Origin of the sequence: Comamonas testosteroni ATCC 11996 (assembly GCF_000241525.1) — a bacterium.
GTDB lineage: Bacteria > Pseudomonadota > Gammaproteobacteria > Burkholderiales > Burkholderiaceae_C > Comamonas > Comamonas testosteroni.
The window spans coordinates 1-20542 of record NZ_AHIL01000011.1; the positions used below are offsets into that span (position 1 = coordinate 1).

General features: G+C 57.6%; 18 protein-coding genes. 4 read left to right on the forward strand and 14 right to left on the reverse strand.

Annotated elements, in window-relative coordinates:
* From CTATCC11996_RS25420 to glyQ, 8 genes are all read right to left on the reverse strand, one after another.
* Positions 1 to 991, reverse strand: a 991-nt coding sequence (locus CTATCC11996_RS25420; RefSeq protein WP_003073392.1) for an oligosaccharide repeat unit polymerase, incomplete at its 3' end; no start/stop codon positions are given.
* The gene (locus CTATCC11996_RS25425) at positions 991 to 2238 is read right to left on the reverse strand and encodes a glycosyltransferase family protein (RefSeq protein WP_115597195.1); all 1248 of its coding nucleotides are present in this window, start codon (positions 2236 to 2238) and stop codon (positions 991 to 993) included. The genes CTATCC11996_RS25420 and CTATCC11996_RS25425, both read right to left, overlap by 1 nt.
* Positions 2225 to 3730 (reverse strand): oligosaccharide flippase family protein, encoded by a 1506-nt coding sequence (locus CTATCC11996_RS04030; protein ID WP_034348204.1) that lies wholly within the window; start codon positions 3728 to 3730, stop codon positions 2225 to 2227. Before CTATCC11996_RS04030 ends, CTATCC11996_RS25425 begins: the two co-directional genes overlap by 14 nt.
* 6 nt (positions 3731 to 3736) lie before the next feature.
* Positions 3737 to 4150 (reverse strand): GNAT family N-acetyltransferase, encoded by a 414-nt coding sequence (locus CTATCC11996_RS24770; protein ID WP_080569826.1) that lies wholly within the window; start codon positions 4148 to 4150, stop codon positions 3737 to 3739.
* A gap of 6 nt (positions 4151 to 4156) precedes the next feature.
* A complete protein-coding gene (locus CTATCC11996_RS04040) occupies positions 4157 to 4831 on the reverse strand; it encodes a WbqC family protein (RefSeq protein WP_157999242.1) in 675 nt (224 codons plus the stop codon).
* A gap of 11 nt (positions 4832 to 4842) precedes the next feature.
* Positions 4843 to 5958, reverse strand: a complete 1116-nt coding sequence (locus CTATCC11996_RS04045; protein WP_003073401.1) for a DegT/DnrJ/EryC1/StrS family aminotransferase — start codon at positions 5956 to 5958, stop codon at positions 4843 to 4845.
* A gap of 224 nt (positions 5959 to 6182) precedes the next feature.
* Positions 6183 to 8297 (reverse strand): glycine--tRNA ligase subunit beta, encoded by a 2115-nt coding sequence (glyS, locus tag CTATCC11996_RS04050; protein ID WP_003073402.1) that lies wholly within the window; start codon positions 8295 to 8297, stop codon positions 6183 to 6185.
* Between the two features lie 97 nt (positions 8298 to 8394).
* A complete protein-coding gene (glyQ, locus tag CTATCC11996_RS04055) occupies positions 8395 to 9333 on the reverse strand; it encodes a glycine--tRNA ligase subunit alpha (protein WP_003073403.1) in 939 nt (312 codons plus the stop codon).
* A gap of 390 nt (positions 9334 to 9723) precedes the next feature.
* Between glyQ and CTATCC11996_RS04060 the strand changes: the two genes are divergently transcribed.
* The 3 genes from CTATCC11996_RS04060 to CTATCC11996_RS04070 all read left to right on the forward strand — a co-directional run bounded on the left by CTATCC11996_RS04060 (position 9724) and on the right by CTATCC11996_RS04070 (position 12429).
* Positions 9724 to 10833, forward strand: coding sequence for an SPFH and helix-turn-helix domain-containing protein (locus tag CTATCC11996_RS04060; RefSeq protein ID WP_003073404.1), 1110 nt, complete (start codon positions 9724 to 9726; stop codon positions 10831 to 10833).
* Positions 10834 to 10862: 29 nt separating this feature from the next.
* Positions 10863 to 11246: a bleomycin resistance protein gene (locus tag CTATCC11996_RS04065; protein WP_003073405.1), complete on the forward strand. Its 384-nt coding sequence runs from the start codon at positions 10863 to 10865 to the stop codon at positions 11244 to 11246.
* An 88-nt stretch (positions 11247 to 11334) separates the two neighbouring features.
* Positions 11335 to 12429 carry a TFIIB-type zinc ribbon-containing protein gene (locus tag CTATCC11996_RS04070; protein ID WP_003073407.1) on the forward strand — a complete coding sequence of 365 codons (1095 nt, stop codon included), beginning with the start codon at positions 11335 to 11337 and terminating at the stop codon, positions 12427 to 12429.
* A 124-nt stretch (positions 12430 to 12553) separates the two neighbouring features.
* Here CTATCC11996_RS04070 and CTATCC11996_RS04075 read toward each other — a convergent pair whose 3' ends face one another.
* The 4 genes from CTATCC11996_RS04075 to CTATCC11996_RS04090 form a co-directional block, all read right to left on the reverse strand.
* Positions 12554 to 13669, reverse strand: a complete 1116-nt coding sequence (locus CTATCC11996_RS04075) for a TIGR03364 family FAD-dependent oxidoreductase (protein ID WP_003073409.1) — start codon at positions 13667 to 13669, stop codon at positions 12554 to 12556.
* A 96-nt stretch (positions 13670 to 13765) separates the two neighbouring features.
* The gene (locus tag CTATCC11996_RS04080; protein ID WP_085959842.1) at positions 13766 to 15526 is read right to left on the reverse strand and encodes a putative 2-aminoethylphosphonate ABC transporter permease subunit; all 1761 of its coding nucleotides are present in this window, start codon (positions 15524 to 15526) and stop codon (positions 13766 to 13768) included.
* A 2-nt stretch (positions 15527 to 15528) separates the two neighbouring features.
* Positions 15529 to 16605 (reverse strand): ABC transporter ATP-binding protein, encoded by a 1077-nt coding sequence (locus CTATCC11996_RS04085; protein WP_003073414.1) that lies wholly within the window; start codon positions 16603 to 16605, stop codon positions 15529 to 15531.
* Positions 16606 to 16799: 194 nt separating this feature from the next.
* A complete protein-coding gene (locus tag CTATCC11996_RS04090) occupies positions 16800 to 17849 on the reverse strand; it encodes a putative 2-aminoethylphosphonate ABC transporter substrate-binding protein (protein ID WP_003073416.1) in 1050 nt (349 codons plus the stop codon).
* A gap of 346 nt (positions 17850 to 18195) precedes the next feature.
* On the opposite strand from CTATCC11996_RS04090, the gene CTATCC11996_RS04095 reads away from it, so the two are divergent.
* Positions 18196 to 19062, forward strand: a complete 867-nt coding sequence (locus tag CTATCC11996_RS04095) for a LysR substrate-binding domain-containing protein (RefSeq protein WP_034348230.1) — start codon at positions 18196 to 18198, stop codon at positions 19060 to 19062.
* Here CTATCC11996_RS04095 and rfbC read toward each other — a convergent pair.
* Entirely contained in the window at positions 19059 to 19610 is a 552-nt protein-coding gene (gene rfbC, locus CTATCC11996_RS04100; RefSeq protein WP_003073420.1) for a dTDP-4-dehydrorhamnose 3,5-epimerase, read from the reverse strand. The genes CTATCC11996_RS04095 and rfbC overlap by 4 nt on opposite strands.
* Positions 19607 to 20497: a glucose-1-phosphate thymidylyltransferase RfbA gene (rfbA, locus tag CTATCC11996_RS04105; protein ID WP_003073422.1), complete on the reverse strand. Its 891-nt coding sequence runs from the start codon at positions 20495 to 20497 to the stop codon at positions 19607 to 19609. Before rfbA ends, rfbC begins: the two co-directional genes overlap by 4 nt.
* Between the last annotated feature and the right edge of the window lie 45 nt (positions 20498 to 20542).

Here is a 20542-nt window from a genome sequence, read left to right on the forward strand (position 1 = left end):
AACTAAGTGACGCCAATCCAATGGCATCTAAAGTTGAACTGGGAAAGATCCCCAAAGGGGAGAGCCATATATCCTTGAAAAATACTACACCCCCATTAAAGAAATTTTCTGCACCCGCACCAATACTGTAATAAAGATGTGCAAATGCCCCAAAATCAGCGCCTTGATTTCCTTCAACATTGAGATTAATACCCTCACCACTTACAAAGTAATTGGCAATTTGATATAAGATAAACTTCCCATAAATAAAAACAGCCAATGCAAAAGCACAACCTACCCCAATAATATTAAGTGCCAATATTTTCCCAACCACTCCTCCGCGAAGCAAATAAATCACATAGATAAGAAATGGCAATACAATGGCCTCAAGTAATGCATATCGAGAAACCGTCACAGAATATATAGCCATCCCAATGCAAACAGAAGAAATCAGATAAAAATATGGTCGTTTTTCAGTGAAAATAAAAAAATAAGCATATGCAGCCGTTAAGAGACCAATCATCATTGGGCGCGTTAAAAATGCAAACTTTGCTCCAGAATCAAAATAATCGAACTCCCCCATTCTTGCAAAACTTGCCCCTAAAATCGCCTGTTCCAGCCCGACACTTGATACGTACAATATAAAAAATACCATACATATAGAAAAAATAAAAAAGAATGATTTCCTTGCATCCACATTTAAATTAACAGCAAAATCCGCGACCCGTGACGAAATTCTTTTTGAACCCAAAGAAAAGCCTAAAAAAGCACCAATTGCATAAAAAATAATATGCAACGGTATTAATATTGAAATAATATTTTCATTGAAAATATCAGGCTTATCTACAAATCCTAAAGCAAGCAGCACCGGATAAAATCCAAGCCCAATAATAAAAAAATATTCAATCGCCAAAAAATAGCACCAAAATAAATTCTTTTTCCAGATGCGAATAAAAATAAACAACGATATTAATAAATAAAAAGAACCAGCCAAAAAATCAAGTGCATCCATTATGAAATACCATTAAAAATAGTTTTCAACACTTTTTGAGGACCAAGCCTAGCCTCAGAGAAGTCCATGGATCTCTGTGAAATAGAGCGCCTTAACTCTAATGACTCAAGTCTGATTAGCTGCTCTTTTATTTGCAATGCTGTTTTCGCACTCAATATTGGAGCCTCTGCATCCCAAAGCCCATTATTAATTGCACGTTCATCATTAGAGATTAAAGGCTTTCCCAACCAAAGGGCATAAATTCCAATTGCACCAATCCAATGCTTACCTACCTGATCGAAGCACACATCTGCTTTCTGATAAAGCCTCAATAATTCGGTAAATTTCATCTCCTTGTGCCATATAACCACATCGGTCAACCCAAGTTCCGTGCACATTTTTTTTGCCTCAGAAACGTCCTCACCTTTCTCAACAAAATGAACTTCAATGTTTTTATTACGTTGATAGTACTGAGCCAAGCCCTCTATAATTATATTGTTTCCTTTGCTATACTCCATATTTCCATCGGGAAACGTCTTAAAAATAAAGCGCACCCCCGAGAATATGACCATATTATTATTTTCATTAACCACCCCACGTCTTTCATATTTTAGTGGCTCAAATGAGACGTCATAACGTCCAAGAACTTCAACATTCTCATCCTCTAGCCTACTTAATACTTTATCCCCCGCCTCATTGAACCCTTTGGGAAAATAAACAACTTTCGAACATTTAGATGCCCCAAAAAATTGTCGTTTCACTATTTTTTTTATTATTTTTTTAGATATTATTTTTGGAATATATTTAAATATCGATCTATTCGAGAAACTTTCCCCTAAATTGTCGGCTCGCTCAACATCTGCCCAGGAGTCAAGATCCGACCCTCCAGGCAAAAATATCTTTGGCACACCCTGCATGAAATATGGTGCCAAACTACAGAAAAAGCCATTCAAAAAAATAGCTTGCGGAGGTTTTTTTGTTTTTTTAAAAATCCTCTGCTTCGTAAAGTATGCAAAACATCTGGGAAACAAAGGTAGAACAATTTGCGTTGGCAAAACCCATTCCACAATCCAGTTGGGATAGGGGTATCTGATATCTTGAAAGTGGTTCTCTGGTCGCGAAAGCGTATCGGATTCTGGGCAATCCACGAAATAGAGAACTTCAATTCCTTTTTTTCTCAACTCCAGTGCATACATCATCGGCATTGCATTGATGCCGCCAAGGAAAACTACCGGGCCAAGTTTTGGGTCTAACTCAATAGGGTGCATTTTTTCGGCTCAATTTAATATGCATATTGATACGCCCCGCCAGCGGATATGCCAACAACAGCAATACAACACTCACCGCCGCCAGCTCCAGCATCAGCGTTATGCGTTCATCGCTCCAGTTCATATATTGCACTGCCAGCATAGCAGCGGCCAGAGGCAGAAAAGCGGGTCGGACAATATCGGCCAGCAGCCAGCCAAAATGAATGCCTGGGGCAAACTTGCGGTGTACCAGCGGCGTCCACAGCAAGAAATACATCGCATTAGAAACCAGCCACGCCCAACCCGCGCCAGCCATGCCGTAATGACTGGCTGCCCAGATGATGCTGGGTATCAGCAGCAGCATGAATAGCGCATTGCCGATCAAATGCAGGTGCAAATTACCTTTGGCATATTGCAAGTAATACGGAAACGCGCCCACGGCGAGAAAAGCGTAGCCGATGGCATAGAGACTGAGCGCTGGTGCGGCGCGCTGCACCAACGCAGCATCGCCCGTCCAGGCCCAGAGCACCTGGGGCGCGAAAAAGATAAGCGCTAGCGCGGCAGGGATGGCGGTGACGGTAACGAGTTGCGTAGCTTGACGGTAAATAGCAATCAGGGCGTCATGTTGGCCTTCGGCCTGCAGGCGCGTCATGCGTGGCATGAGAGCGCTACTGATGGGGCTGCTGACAATCATGATGCCGCTGGCCACTAATACCGCCACGGTGAAGTAGCCGTAATCGGCCAGAGGCAAAATTTTTGACAGCACCAGCTTATCTGTCTGCGTCACCAGCACCCACACAGACGAGGTAAAGGCGATGGAAAGCGAGAATTTGAGCACAGGCTTGAGTGGCGCCCATTTCCATTGGATACGTTGACCTCTGGGTATGGAGGGCAACAGGCGATAGGCCATCCAGACAAGGCCGGCTACCTCGAGCAGCGCCACCCCCAATTGAAAACCAAAAAACGCTTGAGGCGAGGCGCAGACAAACATCAGCACCGGCAGAATGAGCACAAAACGTCCGGTGGCGATCAGACCATTGAAGCCACTGAGCCACACCAGCCGCTCGGCCCCAGTAATGACCCCTCGGTACAGCCCGCACATCCAACGCAGGGCAATGATGACAGCCATGAGCTGCAGCGCTTGGGTAATCTCTTGCTGTGGAAGCTGGCTGGCATTGAGCCACTTGCCCGCTATGGACGGCGCCAGCGAAAACAGCAGCACGCCGCCCAGCAAGGCAATAGCGGCGAACACCCCCTCCAGCGCTCGGGCCAGTTGCCGATAATCCAGTAGCGTTATAGCCCCGCCCTGATAACGCGCACTCTCTCGCGCCATGGTAGGAGTCAATCCCATGTCCAACAAGTTGAACCAAGCTTGCAGCATCGCGAAGAAACCTACCAAGCCATACGCCTCCGCTCCCATATATCGGATATATAGCGGCACCATGACAATGCCAACTGCCGTAACGTAAAGCTGGCTAGCGTAGTTTGCGATAATGTTTTTTCGGAGAGACACTTCGTATTACCGAGTTGCAATACTCATCAGATATTTTTCACCACGATCTTCCTCCACGGCAAAGCCAATTTGTCGGTAAAAATCGAAGGCACGCGTATTTTCCTTACGCACTTCCAACTGACAGCAGGAAAATCCGCGTTGTTTGCTGATATTTAATACATGCTGCAGAAGTCCATATCCTACGCCTTTGCCACGAGACTGCGCCGATGTACCAATAAGAGTGATGTAACTGGCTTTTTTGTCCACGGCATTACAATAGAAAAATACATATCCAAGAACACCAGAGCTATCTTGATGGATAATCAACTCTGCATGGCGAGCGAGTTTTTCAAAATACTCGGAATCACCGGGCACAAAAAGCCCATTCTGGGATTTTTGTTCATTTTCAATCAAAGCTAATACGGATTCTGGAATGCGCATAGAAAATTACACAAGTGAATAATTAGAAATATGCTCTTGAATAGTTTTCTTGTCGCAGTGCATCAGCATGTCAATAATCGATAGGTGTGAAACAAATTCATGTTTCCCCTGAGCATAAGGTTGAATATTGCTTTGAATAAATTTCAGTTCAATGTCGTTTTCGAAAAATGCTTCTTGACTATAAATATCTTGCCCACCAATAGCATTACGATATTTTTCAATACCAAGCTTTTTGCAAAGCGCAATAATTCTATCTTGCCCTTTGCAGCTTTGTTCAAGGTGCGTATCAGACGAGAAAGAAAAATCGCGCGACACCCCCAAATAGTCAAATACTGATCTCACGCTTTTTGCATTTTTGCATGCGACATTATTGTTCGAATCCAATGCAACCTTTTCAATTAATGGCATGACGGCGTGAAAATACGGAGCCTTCCTGTAGTTTTGCTCTATAAGCTTTAAGAATCCAGTAAATTCACTTACGTAGTCATGATTGCGAATGGTTCGATTTTGGCTAACTTTTGATACAGCGACGGAAAACTCGTGTCGTGCACCATTTAATAGTATTGAGTTTCTATTAATATATCCTTTTTTTATATAATTAACATCATCTAGAAAAACAAATCTCTCCACCTCATAGACCAGCTGAAAATAGCCTAAATAGGGAAAGAAATATGGCTGCATGATGGCCCCCCTCATGCCATGACCTCCGCAATGACGGCCACAATGCGAGCTTGTTGTTCATTACTCAGCGTTGGATAAATCGGCAAACACAGCACTTGCTCTGCCGCATTAGCGGCCACGGGCAGGCGATCGCGTTCTGCCGATGGCAGCCCTCGGTACATGGGGAAGTCCGAAATCAGTGGATAGAAATAGCGCCGCGCGTGGATTCCCTGGTCTTTGAGCTTTTGATAGAGCGCGTCGCGGCTGAGCGGATAGTCGGACTGCACGAGCACAGGGAAATAGGAATGGTTGGCCACGGTTTGCTGGCCTTGGCTCAGGCACTGTATGCCTTTGATACCTTGCAGCGCTTGGCGGTAGCGGGCGTCGATAGTGGCGCGAAGCTCCAGCACCTGCGACATATGTTTGAGCTGCAACAGGCCAAAGGCAGCGTTGATCTCGCTCATCTTTGCGTTGATGCCAGGGGCAACAACAGTGGTCTCATCGACGAAACCAAAGTTTTTCAAGTGGTCGATGCGCTGCTTGGTTTTTGCATCGGGGCAGATGATGGCTCCACCTTCAAAGGTGTTGAACACCTTGGTGGCGTGAAAGCTCAGCACCGACAGATCGCCATGACGCAGTATGCTGCCGCCGACGTCCTGCACGGCAAAAGCGTGGGCGGCATCATAGATAACGCGCAGGTTGTAGTTATCCGCAATTTTTTGGATGGCAGCCGTGTCGCAGGGGTTACCGTAGCAGTGCACTGGCATGATGGCCGTGGTGTGCGGGGTAATGGCGGCCTCAATCTTGGCAGGATCGAGGTTAAGGGTGTGCGGTTCCACATCCACAAACACGGGCTTGCAGCCGTGCCACAGCAGCGAGTGCGCAGTGGCGACAAAGGAATACGGGGTGGTAATGACTTCACCCGTAACACGCAGGGCCTGCAGCGCGGTAATTAGGGCCAGAGTGCCATTGGAAAACAGTGCGATGTGCTTAACACCGAGGTAGTCACAAAGGGCCTGTTCAAGCTGCTGATGAAATGGCCCCCCATTGGTGAGCACCTTGTTGGCCCACATTTTTTCCAGATATGGAATGAAATCCTCCAGCGGCGGGAGGTAGGGCTGAGTGACGTAGATGGGTTTATTGCTCATCGTTGAAGAAACCTTTGAATGTTCTTGTATGGCACTTGCTGCTTTACGCCAAAACCTGAGAAGCAGTGTCTGGGCAGATTTCCAGCTGCGTCATAACAGAGATGAACAGGCTTTTGCGTTACACCCATACCAATGGAGGCTGATACCTTTCATTGGCATGGGGATGCCACCTTTGGGTTGCAAAAACAAGAAGCACTATCGAGGGATACAACTGCTCTGGATTTTTACATTGCCAGTCGCGAAAGATCCGCTACCCGATTCACCGTCTCATGCAAGGCGGCCAGCAAGCCCAGTCGATTGGCCTTAAGCGCTGGATCTTCAGCATTGACCATGACTTGTTCGAAGAACGCATCGACCGAAGCACGCAATGCTGCCAGTGTTTGCAGGCTGGCGGTGTAATCACCTGCTGCAAACTGTTGCTGGGCTTTGGGCGCCACTTGTTGCAGCACCGCATACAGGTCTTTCTCAGCCTGTTCCACCAGCAACGCTTCGTTCACCTGGGACTGAACGTCGGTTTCAGCCTTCTTCAGGATATTGCCCACACGCTTGTTGGCCGCAGCCAGGGCCGCAGCCTCGGGCAGGGTCGCAAACGCACGCACGGCTTCCAGGCGCTTTTGCACGTCAGACAGACGCTGGGGTTGCAGGGCCAGCACGGCTTCCACTTCCTGGGCGCTGTAGCCTTGCTCGCGGAACATATTGGCCAGGCGGTCGTAGATGAATTCGACCAGCTGGGGCGTGGCGTCCTGAATCTTGTCGCCAAAGGCGGGCAAGGTGCTGACCAGCAGGGTTTCCAGATCCAGCTCCAGATCCTTTTCGACCAGCATGCGGATCACGCCCAGCGCATGACGGCGCAGGGCGAAGGGGTCGCGGTCGCCCGTGGGCAGGTTGCCGATACCGAACATACCGACCAGGGTTTCGAGCTTGTCGGCCAGAGCCACGATCACGCCGACATCGCCGCGCGGCAGTTCGTCGCCGGCAAAGCGGGGCTTGTAGTGGTCTTCGATGGCATCTGCCACAGCCACATCCAGGCCGTCGTTCTGGGCGTAGTAACGGCCCATGATGCCTTGCAGCTCGGGGAACTCGCCCACCATGTCGGTGACCAGATCGGTCTTGGCCAGCATGGCGGCCTGGTCGGCCAGACGGCCCAGCTCGGAGTTGCCCAACTGCTGGGCAATGCTCTTGGCGATGGCGCGTACGCGCGCGATGCGCTCGCCCTGGGTGCCCAGCTTGTTGTGATAGACCACCTTGTCCAGCTGCTCTACGCGGCTGGCCAGGGTCTTTTTGCGGTCCTGGTCGAAGAAGAACTTGGCGTCCGCCAGACGGGGGCGCACCACACGTTCGTTACCGCCGACCACGGCCGAAGCGTCCTGTGGCTGGATGTTGCTGACGATCAGGAACTGGTGGGTCAGCTTGCCATTGGCATCCAGCAGCGGGAAGTACTTCTGATTGGCCTTCATGGTCAGAATCAGGCACTCCTGGGGCACGGCCAGGAATTCCTTCTCGAACTCGCAGACCAGCACATTGGGGCGCTCGACCAGGGCCGTCACCTCGTCCAGCAGGGCCGGGTCGTCGATGGGGCGCACGTCGCCACCAAGGCGTGCGGCGGCGGCCTGCAGCTGGCGGGCGATATCGGCACGGCGCTCGGTGAAGCTGGCGATCACGGCGCCCTCTTCGCGCAGTTGCTCGGCATAGCTGTCGGCATTCTGGATGACCACGGGGTCCACAGCGGCTTCAAAGCGGTGACCATGGGTGGCGGCACCGGCCGTCAGGCCCAGGGCCTTCACGCCGATCAGCACCTGGGTGCCATGCAACACGACCAGGCCGTGGGCCGGACGCACAAAGTGCACGCTGGTCCAGCCGTCCTGCAACTGGTAGCGCATGACCTTGGGGATGGGCAGCTTGGCCAGTGCTTCATCCAGCGCCTTTTGCACGCCATCGGTCAGCAGCACGCCCTTGGCCGTGGATTCGTAGAACAGCGCTTCGGCCTTGCCTTCGCCCTGGCGCTTCAGAGCGGCCACGGCGGATTCGTCGGTCCCCAGGGCCGCCAGCTTTTTCAGCAGTGCAGCCGTGGGCTTGCCCTCGGCATCCAGCGCCACGGAGACAGGCATCAGCTTTTGCGAGACAGCCTTGTCCTCGGCCTGGGGCAGCACTTCGGTGATGTGCACGGCCAGACGGCGGGGCGAGGCGTAGGCGGTCAGGCGCGACTCGGTCGATGCCAGCAGTCCCTGGGCCTTGAGCTGCTCGAAGATGACGGCGGCAAAAGCGTCACCCAGCTTTTGCAGCGCCTTGGGCGGCAGCTCTTCGACAAACAGTTCAACCAGTAGATTCGATGCGTTCATGATGATTTTGATAGCAGTCAGCGCTTTCTAGATCAAGGCTGGCTGCTGAAATTTTGGAATTTGGGACGGTGGTAGCGTGAAAGCGGCTCAGACAGGCTTAAGCGGCTTTCTTGGCTGCCTGCTCTGCGGCCTTGGCCAGCTCAGCCAGCACCTCGTCGGCATGGGCCTTGGGCGCCATGGGGAAGCCCAGGCGCGCGCGGCTGTCCAGATAGCTCTTGCCCACGGCGCGGGCCAGATTGCGGATGCGGCCGATATAGGCAGCGCGCTCGGTCACCGAGATGGCGCCACGGGCGTCCAGCAGGTTGAAGGTATGGGCGGCCTTGAGCACCTGCTCATAGGCAGGCAGCGCCAGCTGGGCGTCGATCAGCTGATTGGCCGTGCCTTCGTGGGCCGCAAAGGCGCTGAACAGGAAATCGGCATTCGAATGCTCGAAGTTGTAAGTGGACTGCTCCACTTCGTTCTGATGGAACACGTCGCCATAGGACAGGCCGTCGGTATAGACCAGGTCGTACACCGATTCCTTGCCCTGCAGATACATGGCCAGACGCTCCAGCCCGTAGGTGATCTCGCCGGTCGCGGGCTTGCAGTCGATGCCGGCCACTTGCTGGAAATACGTGAACTGGGTCACTTCCATGCCGTTGAGCCAGACTTCCCAGCCCAGACCCCAGGCGCCCAGCGTGGGGTTTTCCCAGTCGTCCTCGACAAAGCGGATGTCGTTCTTCTTCAGATCAAAGCCCAGGGCTTCGAGCGAGCCCAGATACAGCTCAAGGATGTTGTCGGGTGCGGGCTTGAGCACCACCTGGAATTGGTAGTAGTGCTGCAGGCGGTTGGGGTTCTCGCCATAGCGGCCGTCCTTGGGGCGGCGGCTGGGCTGCACATAGGCGGCCTTCCAGGGCTCGGGGCCGATGGCACGCAGAAAGGTCGCGGTGTGCGAGGTACCGGCGCCGACTTCCATGTCATAGGGCTGGAGCAATGCACAGCCCTGTTCGGCCCAGTAGGACTGCAGTTTCAGAATGATTTGTTGGAAGGTCAGCATGACTTGTATACGTTCGCACGTCAGCAATCACTGGCGATTGCGGGCGGCATCTTCATTAAGAGGTGTTCTGTGCGGTATCGACCGCATAAGCGGTAGATTCTAAGTCTGTGCCACTGATCACGGACGTAGTCTGTCTGCGCGGCCCCACAGCAGGCATTTTCACGAAAGGGCTCCAGCCGGTGATTTCAAAATGTGAAAATCAAAATGCTAGCGCTTACCACCCATGAGCAGGCAAATTCAGCATCAATAGACCATGAAACTCTTGAATAACAAGCGTAGTGCGCTCACTTTTTAACAATTTCCGCGCAACTGCCATGCATCCCGGAGCCGGCTGCTGCGGTTTGCCTCCTAGAATGATTCCTTTCCCGTCATCCTCTTTCGGAGCACGTCATGGATTTCATGAAAATCATCACCAAGCAACTGATCGAAATCATCGAATGGACCGATGATTCGCGCGACACGCTGTCGTATCGCTGGCCCGATGAAGACAAGGAAATCAAGAACGGCGCCCAGCTCATCGTGCGTGAGTCGCAGCAGGTGCAGTTCGTCTCCGAAGGCCAGTTTGCAGACCTGTTCAACCCGGGCCGCCATCTGCTGACCACGCAGAACATCCCGGTCCTGTCCACGCTGCGCGGCTGGAAGTACGGCTTCAACTCGCCCTTCAAGTGCGATGTCTACTACATCAACACGCGCTTGTTCACGGGCAACAAATGGGGCACCTCCAACCCCATCATGATGCGCGACAAGGACTTTGGCGTGATCCGTCTGCGCGCCTTCGGTACCTATGACTTCCGCATCACCAACGCCGCCCTGTTCCTCAAGGAAGTGGCGGGCACGGACCAGAACTTCCGCATCGACGAGTTTGCCGACACCATGCGCTCGCGCATTGTCAGCATCTTCTCCGAAGCCCTGGCCAAGGCCCAGGTGCCGGCACTCGATGTGGCCCAGCGCTACAGCGAACTGGGCGACGCACTGCTGCAGCTCATCAACCCCGCCGTCAGCGAGAAATACGGCCTGGAAATCACCAGCTTCCTGCTGGAAAACGTTTCCGTGCCGCCCGAGGTGGAGCAGGCCATCGACAAGCGCTCCAGCATGGGCGCCATCGGCAACCTCAACGACTATGTGAAGTACCAGATGGGCCAGGCCATGGCCAACGGCGGCGAAGGCGCTGCGGCGGCCACCATTCCGGCCACCATGGCCATGGGCTTCGGCATGGCCCAGGAAATGATGAAGGGCATGCAAGGCGGCGGCGCTGCAGGCGCCCCGGCCGCTGCTGCGGCAGACCCCTTCTCGCCAGCTGCGGCGCAAGCCGCCCAGACGCCTGCCGCCCCTGCCGCCGCCGGTCTGCAGGTGCTGACCCCTGCCCAGGCGGCGCAGGTGCTGGGCGTGGCCGAAGCCGATGTACTGGCCGAAATCCAGGCCGGCAACCTCAAGGCCCGCCAGATCGGCAGCCAGTGGCGCATCGCCCAGGCTGCGCTGGACGAATTCCTGCGCGGCTGACCCCCACTCCATGGCCTCGGGTGCACGTCATGAATGAACACAAACCGGTTTTCATCAGCACCACTCCGGTGCTGGCATCGCTGGACATGGCGCGCACCGTGGCTTTCTATGCCCGCGTGCTGGGCGCCAGAACCGTTCACGCCCAGCCCGGCGAGTACGCCATCGTCTCGCTGGGCGGGCTGGAGCTGCATTTCTGGGCCTGCCAGGATCCGGAGATTCCCAGGCAGACCAGCTGCCGCATCCAGGTGGCGGGAATTGCCGCCCTGCATGCGCAGTGTCTGGCCGAGAATGCGGTTCACCCCAACGGCGGTCTGCGCCAGCAGCCCTGGGGCACCCAGGAATTCAGCCTTCTCGACGAGGATGGCAACTGCGTGACCTTCTACGAAACTCATCCAGCCGCTGCTGCTGCCTGAACCCGTTTTTGCCGTGGCCACACCTGCATCTTCCTCTCGCTCTTCCGGATCTGCATTCACTCCTGTCTCCGAGACGGCACCCCCCTCCATGGTGGGCAGGCATGTCTGCCCCGAATGCGGCGGCAATCTGGAGTGGAATGCCAAGGCACAGTCGCTCAGATGTCCTTACTGCGGCACCGTCGTTCCCTGGAGCGAGCAGACGCAGCCCGAGCTGGGACGCGCCGTGGTGGAGCAGGATCTGGCCGAGGCCTTGCGCAACCCGGCCAGCGGTCGCGGTTGGGGCTCGGACGAGCGCTATGAGGTGCAATGCCAGAACTGCCGCGCCATCTCGGTGTTTCTCGGCAAGAACGTGGCCCAGCGCTGCGACTTCTGCGGCTCGCCGGCCATCGTCGCCCATGAGGAGCGCAGCGACGCCATCACGCCGCAGAGCATCCTGCCGTTCAAGATCAGCGACGGCCAGATTCGCGACAAGATCCGCCAGTGGTATGGCAGCCGCTGGTTTGCCCCCAGCAAGCTCAAGAGCGCCGCACTGACGGACACGCTGCACGGCGTCTATCTGCCCTATTGGACCTTTGACGCCCATGCCAGCGCACAGTGGCGGGCAGAGGCCGGCTATTACTACTACACCACCGAGTCCTATCGGGACGCCAACGGCAATCTGCAGACCCGCCAGGTCCAGCATGTGCGCTGGGAGCCGGCATCGGGCAGCCTGCAGCATTTCTTCGACGATGAGCTGGTGCCCGGCACCGTTGGCGTGCACGCCCATCTGCTGCGCCAGGTGGAGCCCTTCCCGACCACCACCGACCTCAAGCCCTACAGCCCGGAGTTTGTGCGCGGCTGGACGGTGGAACGCTACCAAGTCGATCTGTCCAAGGCCGCCAGGATCAACGAGGAAGACATGGACAGCCAGCTGCGCAGCATGTGCGCGCGCGAGGTACCGGGCGACACGCAGCGCAATCTGCAGGTCCAGCGCCAATACTCGGGCCGCAGCTTCAAGCACACGCTGGTGCCGGTCTGGCTGGTCGGCTACACCTATGGCAGCAAGACCTACCAGATCGTGGCCAATGGCTATACCGGTCAGATTGCAGGCGAGCGGCCTTACAGCTGGGTCAAGATCATGTTTGCCGTACTGGCAGCCATCCTGTTCGTCATGCTGATCGCACCGCTGTTTGTGCAGCAATGATCGCCTGCCATACCTGCCAGAGACACCGAGCAAGTACCTGAGCCGGCCGCCCCGCAGCGCGGGTGTCGCGCCTCTACCGCGTAGCGAGAGAGAGGGGAGGCGGCAAAGCCGCTCAGGGAGGTGTCTACCAATTTCCCCAGACTTCCTCGGCCAGGCCAAACGCCGTGCTCGCGCCCGAGCCGCTGGTCACGGCCACCACGCGTGTCGCTGCATCGGGCGCCTTCACAAAGCAAGGTGCCTCCGCACTGGAGGGGTAAATGCCCGTCCAGCGCTCCACGACCTGAGCCTTGTCGATATGAAGCGCCTCGTGCATATGGCGCAGCATGAGCTGGTCGACGGCTTCGCTGGCAAAAGGCTGGGGCGCGCTGCCGTAGTGGTGCGAATCGCCCACCACCAGCGAGCCGTCGGCGCTTTGCACAGCAATCAGGTGGATGCCGTGCTTCAGGCTTTGCGCCTCCTCGCGCTCAAGCTCGGCGCGCAGTGCAGCGGCTTCGGGCAGCGCGCTATAGCCCTCGTAGCGCACCAGGCTCAGATCCCCCATGACCGATCCTTCGAGCTTGAAGCCTGCTTGCGGTTTGACGCGCAGCATCTGCAACTGGCACAGCTGCACTTTGTGATCAGTCCATCCGCTGGCGAACAGCCCACCCTGATCGGCGTTGTTGCAGACCACCACACGTTCAGCATGGTAAGTACCTCGCGAGGTGGTGACGCGCGGGGTTGCCACTTCCGTCACGCTTTCACCAAAGCGGAAATCCACTCCCTGCGCCTGCCGCAGCCATTGCGCCAGCAAGGGGATGGCGGTGCGCGACTCCACGCGCAGCTCATGCGGGCTGTAAAGCACGGACTGCAGCCCGTCGGTGCGCAGCGCCGAATGGCGCGCCGCGGCCTGGGAGGGCGTCAGCAGCTCGCAGCCCGCGCCCATCTCGGTTTGCATGAATGCGTCGATCACAGCCGCTGCTGCTGGACGACGCGCCGTCAGCCACAGGCCGGCATGCAGGACATCGATACCGGCTTTGGGTGCGATCTCGGCCCAGACATCGCGTGAGCGCATGGCGCGCCGCCAATGGGCGCCGGCGCGCTGGCCCGTGATGGTGACAAAGCCGAAGTTGCGAATCGAGGCGCCCAGGCAGGCGCCGTCGCGCTCTATCACCAGCACGGAGCGGCCGCGCGTGGCCGCGGTATAGGCATGGGCCAGGCCGACAATGCCGGCGCCGACGACGATCAGATCGTAGTTTTTCATAGCGTTACAAAACAGCAGACAAGCCAAGTCCCTGCCGCAGCGCCAAGGCGATGCAGCTAGAGATGTTCAGGGGATCAAGTGATGTGGAGAAAGGCCTCAGCGCTGGCGCCAGTGCTGGGTACGCCGCTGCAGCCAGGCATCCAGCAGCGCAATCAGCAGGCGACCGGTGGCTGCGGTCGCAAAGATCAGCGTGGCCATGGCGGCGGCGGGAGCGATATCGCCCGCGTCATCCATGGCCAGCACGGCCACCGAGGCCAGTGTGGTTTCGGGCGAGTACAAGAAGACCACTGCCGACACCGTGGTCATCGCATTCACGAAGAAGTAGCCCGCCACCTGCATCACCGCAGGCAGGCACACGGGCAGGTGCACGCGCCACAGCAGCGTCCAGAACGGCACGCCCATGGAATCGGCTACGCGTTCGTATTCGGCGTCCAGCTGCTGCAAGGCGGTGAGCTGGGTGATGTGCGCCACCGAGAAGAAATGCGCCACCGAGCACAGCACCAGAATGCCCATGGACCCGTACAGAAAGTGCAGCGGATTGCTGCCCGCATTGAAGAACAGGATATAGCCCAGACCCAGCGCCAGCCCAGGCACCGCCATGGGCAGCGTGGCCACTGCGTGCAGCCACTGGCGCGCGCGGCCCCAGCCCGTGGGCCTGGCCACCAGATAAGCGCTCAGAAAGCTCAGCAGCGCGCCCACCGCAGCCGTGGCCACGGCCATGGTCAGCGAGTTGGCATAACTGGCCCAGCCGCCGCCATCCATCAGGTCGAACTGGTAGTTCCTGAGGGTCAGCGTCAGGTTGTAGGGCCAGAAGCTGACCAGAGATGCCAGCACGGCCACTCCCATCACCGCCAGCAGCGCCAAAGCCATCAAGCTGCAATACACCAGCAGTGCGCGGTCAAGCGGCGCACAGGGCTGCGGCACCAGAGGCACGGCCCGCACGCTCATGGCAGCGGCCTGCCGGGCACGCAAATGGCGCTCGGCCGCAAAGGCCAGGCCCGCAGGCACCAGCAGCAGCATGGCCACCACGGCACCCATGGACAGGTTTTGCTGGCCAATCACCTGTTTGTAGATATCGGTGGCCAGCATCTGCGTGTTGCCGCCAATCACCTTGGGCACGCCGAAGTCGGTGACCACCAGAACGAACACCACGATCCAGGCAATCATCAGTCCATAACGGCTGGCTGGCAGCGTGACCTGGCAGAAGCTGCGCCAGCGGCCTGCGCCCAGCGTGGCGGCGGCCTCATACAGGCGCGCATCGCCCGAGGCCAGCGTGGTGCACAGAATCATCAGCGCATGCGGAAACGTCCACAGCACCGAGCCAAGGATGATGCCAAACGGGCCATAGGCCGTGCCGCCAGCCAACCAGCTCTTGAGCAGACCCTGGGCGCCAAAAAGATAGATCAGGCTGATGGCCATGAGCAGCGACGGCGCCAGCAGAGGCACCAGAGCAATGGCGCGAAAGAACCGAGCCAGCGGCATGCAGCTGCGCATCACGCCATAGGCATAGCCATAGGCCAGGGCCACACACAAGGTGCTGCTGACGGCCGACAGCCACAGACTGTTGAACAGCGACTGGCCTACGCCCGGCGTTTGCGCATAGGCGAGGTACTGGGCCAGGCCCGAGAACTTGCCATCGGCCGACACAAAGCTGCGGCCCAGCAGCGCTCCCACGGGCAGTGCAATGGCCACCAGCAGCGCGCCCAGCAGGCCCAGCACCGACAGGCCCAGCCACAGCTTTTCCCAATGAACAAAGCGTGTTTGCCGTGGTGCCGCAGGGCAGGTGCCTTGCTGCTGGCGTGATGCCGCTGCGGGCGCATAGCTCCGCACGGGCAGCGCAGAAGAAGAGGCATCCATGCTCATGCCGCCTTTCGCAGAATCTCTGGCGCGGCCAGCGACTGCAGCGCGGCAGCCGGCAACTCCACCAGCACCTCGCCCTGCAGCCAGTCAGGCAGGCGCGCATCATGGCGCAGCGGCCATTGCACATCGATCTGGCATTGCAGCGTGGGGCTGAATACGCGCACCAGCACCAGTGAGCCCAGGAACGAGGTCTCAACCACCCGCGCCCGGAACAGATTGGGCAGTGCTGCGGGCTGGGCCGGGTGCAGCACCACGCTTTCGGGCCTCACGCCCACCAGCAAGGCATCACCGGCCTCAAAGCCGGCAGTGCAGCATTCAAGCCTCCCCTCGCCCACGCGCACCGCATCGCCCGACTCGGCCACGGCGTGCAGCAAATTCATGCGCCCCACAAAACCGGCCGCAAAGTGGCTGACCGGCTTGGCGTAGAGCTGCTCGGGCGAGCCCTGCTGCTCGATACGTCCCTGGTGCATCAGCACCACGCGGTCGGCCATGGAGAGCGCCTCTTCCTGGTCATGCGTGACCATCACGCAGGCAATGCCCAGCTGGCGCTGCAGCTGGCGGATTTCGCTGCGCAGCTCGGTGCGCACCTGGGCATCCAACGCAGACAGCGGCTCGTCCAGCAACAGCAGGCGCGGGCGCGGCGCCAGTGCGCGGGCCAGCGCAATGCGCTGCTGCTGGCCGCCCGATAATTGCGCCGGATAGCGCTGGGCCTGCGCGCCCAGGCCTACCAGAGCCAGCATATCCTGCACCCGGGCCTGCACTTGCGTCGCAGGCTGGCCCTTGAGGCCGAAAGCCACATTCTGGGCCGCCGTCAGGTTCGGAAACAGTGCGTAGCTCTGGAACACCACGCCAAAGCCCCGGCGCGCGGCGGGCCAGCGCGTGATGTCCTCGCCCTGAAACACAATACGACCCGCGTCGGCCTGCTCGATGCCGCACAGAATGCGCAGCAGCGTGGTCTTGCCGCAGCCCGAAGGGCCCAGCAGGCTGACGAACTCGCCGCCCTCCACCAACAGGTCAATGTCGCGCAACACCGGCTGGTCCCTGTATTGCTTGGCGATATGGTCAATGCGCAGCATGTATCTCTTTCAACGTGCAAAAACGGACGGCCTGCTATCTCCACCAGAGCGCATACCGGTCGATACCGGCGCGCCCCAACCCAGAGACACCGCGCAAGGGCCGCCCCGCCGCGCTGGTATCGTCCCCCTCCGGCGCGCAGCGCCAGAGAGGGGGGAAGGCGCTGCGCCGCAAAGGCGAAGCGCCTCAGGGGGTGTTACTTCTTCTCCGCCTTGGCTTCGTAGCGGCGGCTCCATTCGGAAAGAATGCGATCGCGATTGGCCGCAGCCCAGTTGAAGTCGTTTCTGGCCAGGCGCTTTTCCAGATCGGCCGGAATGAACTCGTGTTTCTCCTGGGCTTCAGGCAAGGCCAGTACGGCAAAGTTGGCAGCGTAGAGCTTGTTGGCATCGGGCGTCACCGCCCAGTCGGCCAGGGCCTTGGCAGCCTCCTGCTTTTTGCTGGTTTTCATAATGGCCGTGGCCTCCACATCCCAGCCCAGGCCTTCCCTGGGGAAGACGATGGCTATGGGCGCGCCATCCTTCTTGGTCTTGTTGGCCCGATACTCAAAGCTCAGGCCTACGGGAAACTCGCCCGCGCCGGCCTGGCGGCAGGGCTTGGAGCCGCTGTGCGTGTAGACGCCGATGTTCTGGTGCAGCGCATCCATATAGGCCCAGCCCTTGTCCTCACCCATCATCTGCAACCAGGCAGCGACCATCAGATAGCCCGTGCCGCTGGACGCAGGGTGAGGCATGGTGATCGCGCCCTTGAACTCGGGCCTGGTCAGGTCGGCCCAGCGGGCAGGCGTGGGCAGCTTGCGTTTTTCGCCTTCCACAGTGTTGAAGCAGACGGCTGACGACCACAGATCCATGCCCACCCAGGTCGGCGTGGCTGCCGCATCGCGCATGGTGGAACGCACCTTGGCCAGGTTCCTGGGCGCATAGGGCTGCAGCATGCCTTGCTTGTCCAGCAACATCAGCGAGGTGGCGGCCACGCCCCAGATCACATCAGCCTGGGGATTGGCTTTTTCGGCCAGCAGGCGCGCAGTGATGATGCCCGTGCTGTCGCGCACAAACTTCAGCTCGATGTCGGGATGGGCTTTTTCAAATCCCGACTTGTAGGCCTTGATCTGGTCGGCCTCCAGGGCCGAATACACGAGCAGATCGGTCCTGGCGTGGGCCGCGGAGGTCAGGCCCAGCAAGGCCGTGGCAACCGTGGCAAAGGCGATCAAGGTGAAGCGGCGAGTGGCGGGTGCAAAAGCGTGGCGCATGGATAACAGTCCCTTGGATTGATCGTTGCCGCCCGACCAACACGGTCTTTGGCGGCATGAGGGAACTGTAGAAACTCACTGTGAAACGCTGGTGTCACAGAACTGAAATCTGCCAAGGATGTCATCAGCAAACTTTGTAGTCATCGCGCCGCGCCAGCGTTGGCCATCGCGATGCTATTGAATCAGAAGCGTATTGCGCTCTACCAGTCTCATATTTATATATAAAACCATCCAAAAACTATCTTATATATGCGCAATAAGCTATTGAAATCAAAGCAACTCTTGCACATTGCTGTTCGCAGCGTTCATGGTGAAATCCGGGCACCGCTTTCTTGAAGACCTTGTCATGTTTGCCACACAGCTCAAATCCTTTTTCTGGGTCGCCCGCCTCGGCAGCATCACGCAGGCAGCGCGCCAGCTGAGGCTGAGCCAGCCCACAGTCACAGCGCAGATCAAGGCCTTGGAGGAGCAGTATGAAGTCGAGCTGTTCACGCGCCAGAGCGGCAGGCTGGCCATCACCGATGCGGGCCTGAAGCTGCTGCCCGGGGTAGAGAAGCTGCTGCTGCAATCGGCCCAGATCGAATCGGCGCTGCGCCAGTCAGGCCATGTCAACCAGGGCCAGCTGCGAATAGGCGCAACAGCGCCCTACTATGTGCTGGACATCGTCAAGCGCTATCAGCAGCAATATGCGCTCGTGGAAGTGAGCATCGTCAATGGCAATTCGCGCCAGATGATTCAGGCGCTGGCCGAGTACCAGGTGGACCTGGCGACCTCTTCGCACCTGGACACCGATCCGCGCCTGCTGCGCCTGGAGCTGGGGCGCGACCCGCTGGCCCTGGTCGTGCACCGGCAGCACGCGCTGGCCGGGCAGAGGTCCGTAGCCATCAAGGATCTGGCAAAGAACACGCTGATCCTGCGCGAGCGCGGCTCCATGACCCGGCAGATGACCGAGCAGATGCTGGAGGCCGCTCAGGTCAGCCCGCACCGGATTCTGGAAATTGCCAGCCGCGAATCCATACGCGAAGCCGTGATACGCCAGATGGGCATCAGCATTTTTGCGCGGCACGAAGCATCGGCCCACCCGGATCTCGTCGTGCTGGATCTGGAAGGCGAGGTTCCCTGTCTTCCCGAATACCTGTACTGCCTGCGAGAGCGGCGCGATGCGCAGCTGATTCAGCCATTTCTCCAGATGGCTGAATCAAGAAAGAACTAATCGAACAGTTCAGCCTGCTTGAATGCAGGCTGATGCTGATCTTTTTCAGACAAAGAAAAAGCGATATCGAGCTGGGGCCATGCAATACCTATGTCGGGGTCATTCCAGGGCAAACCCCATTCCGACTCCGGGGCGTAATAGGCCGTGGTCTTGTACACGACATCAGCCACATCACTGAGCACCACAAATCCGTGGGCAAAGCCCGGCGGAATCCAGAGCTGACCGTGAGTTTCGGCACTCAGCTCTGCTCCCACCCATTTACCAAAGGTGGGCGAGCTGCGGCGAATATCCACGGCCACATCGAACACCGCGCCGGAGATCACACGCACCAGCTTGCCCTGGGCATGGGGCGGCAGCTGGTAGTGCAACCCGCGCAGCACGCCTTTGCTGCTGCGGCTGTGGTTGTCCTGAATGAACGCGTGGTTCGTGCCCGTGGCCTGGTTGAAGAGGTCCTGGCGAAAGCTTTCCAGAAAAAAGCCGCGTGCATCCCCAAACACCTTGGGCTCGATCAGAAAGACATCGGGAATGGCCAAAGGCGTGAACTTCATACGCGCACCTTTTCCTTGAGCACCTGCAGCAGATATTGTCCGTAGCCATTCTTGACCAGCGCCTGGCCCAGCGTCTCCAACTGAGCGGCATCAATCCATTTCTGGCGATAGGCAATTTCTTCCGGGCAGGCCACTTTCAGGCCCTGGCGCTGCTGCAAGGTGGCGATGAATTGCCCGGCTTCGAGCAAGCTGTCATGGGTGCCGGTGTCCAGCCAGGCATAACCTCGGCCCATCAGCTCGACATTGAGCTTGCCTTGCTGCAGATACATGCCGTTGAGGTCTGTGATCTCCAGCTCGCCCCGCGCCGAAGGCTTGACCTGCTTGGCCAGCTCCACCACCTGCTCGTCGTAGAAGTACAGGCCGGTGACCGCATAGTTGCTCTTGGGCTGCTTAGGCTTTTCTTCGAGCGACAGCACCTTGCCGTCGACATCGAACTCGGCCACGCCATAGCGCTCGGGGTCTTGCACATGGTAGGCAAACACCGTGGAGCAGTTCTGCCGCGCATCCGCTTTTTTGAGCAGCGGCTGGAAGTCGTGGCCGTAGAAGATGTTGTCCCCCAGCACCAGGGCACAGGGAGCGCCGTTGAGGAATTTTTCGCCAATCAGGAAAGCCTGGGCCAGGCCATCCGGGCTGGGCTGCACCTCATATTGAAGGTTCAGGCCCCACTGACTGCCGTCGCCCAGCAGTTGCTGAAAGCGAGGCGTGTCCTGCGGCGTGCTGATGATCAAGATGTCCCGGATTCCCGCCAGCATCAGCGTGCTCAGCGGATAGTAGATCATGGGCTTGTCGTAGATCGGCAGCAGTTGTTTGCTGATGGCCAGAGTGGCGGGGTGCAGACGGGTGCCGGAGCCGCCAGCCAGAATGATGCCTTTGCGCTGTGTCGTCATGATGAATCAATGGATGGCTTCAAACGCTCTACTGATAGGCACTTG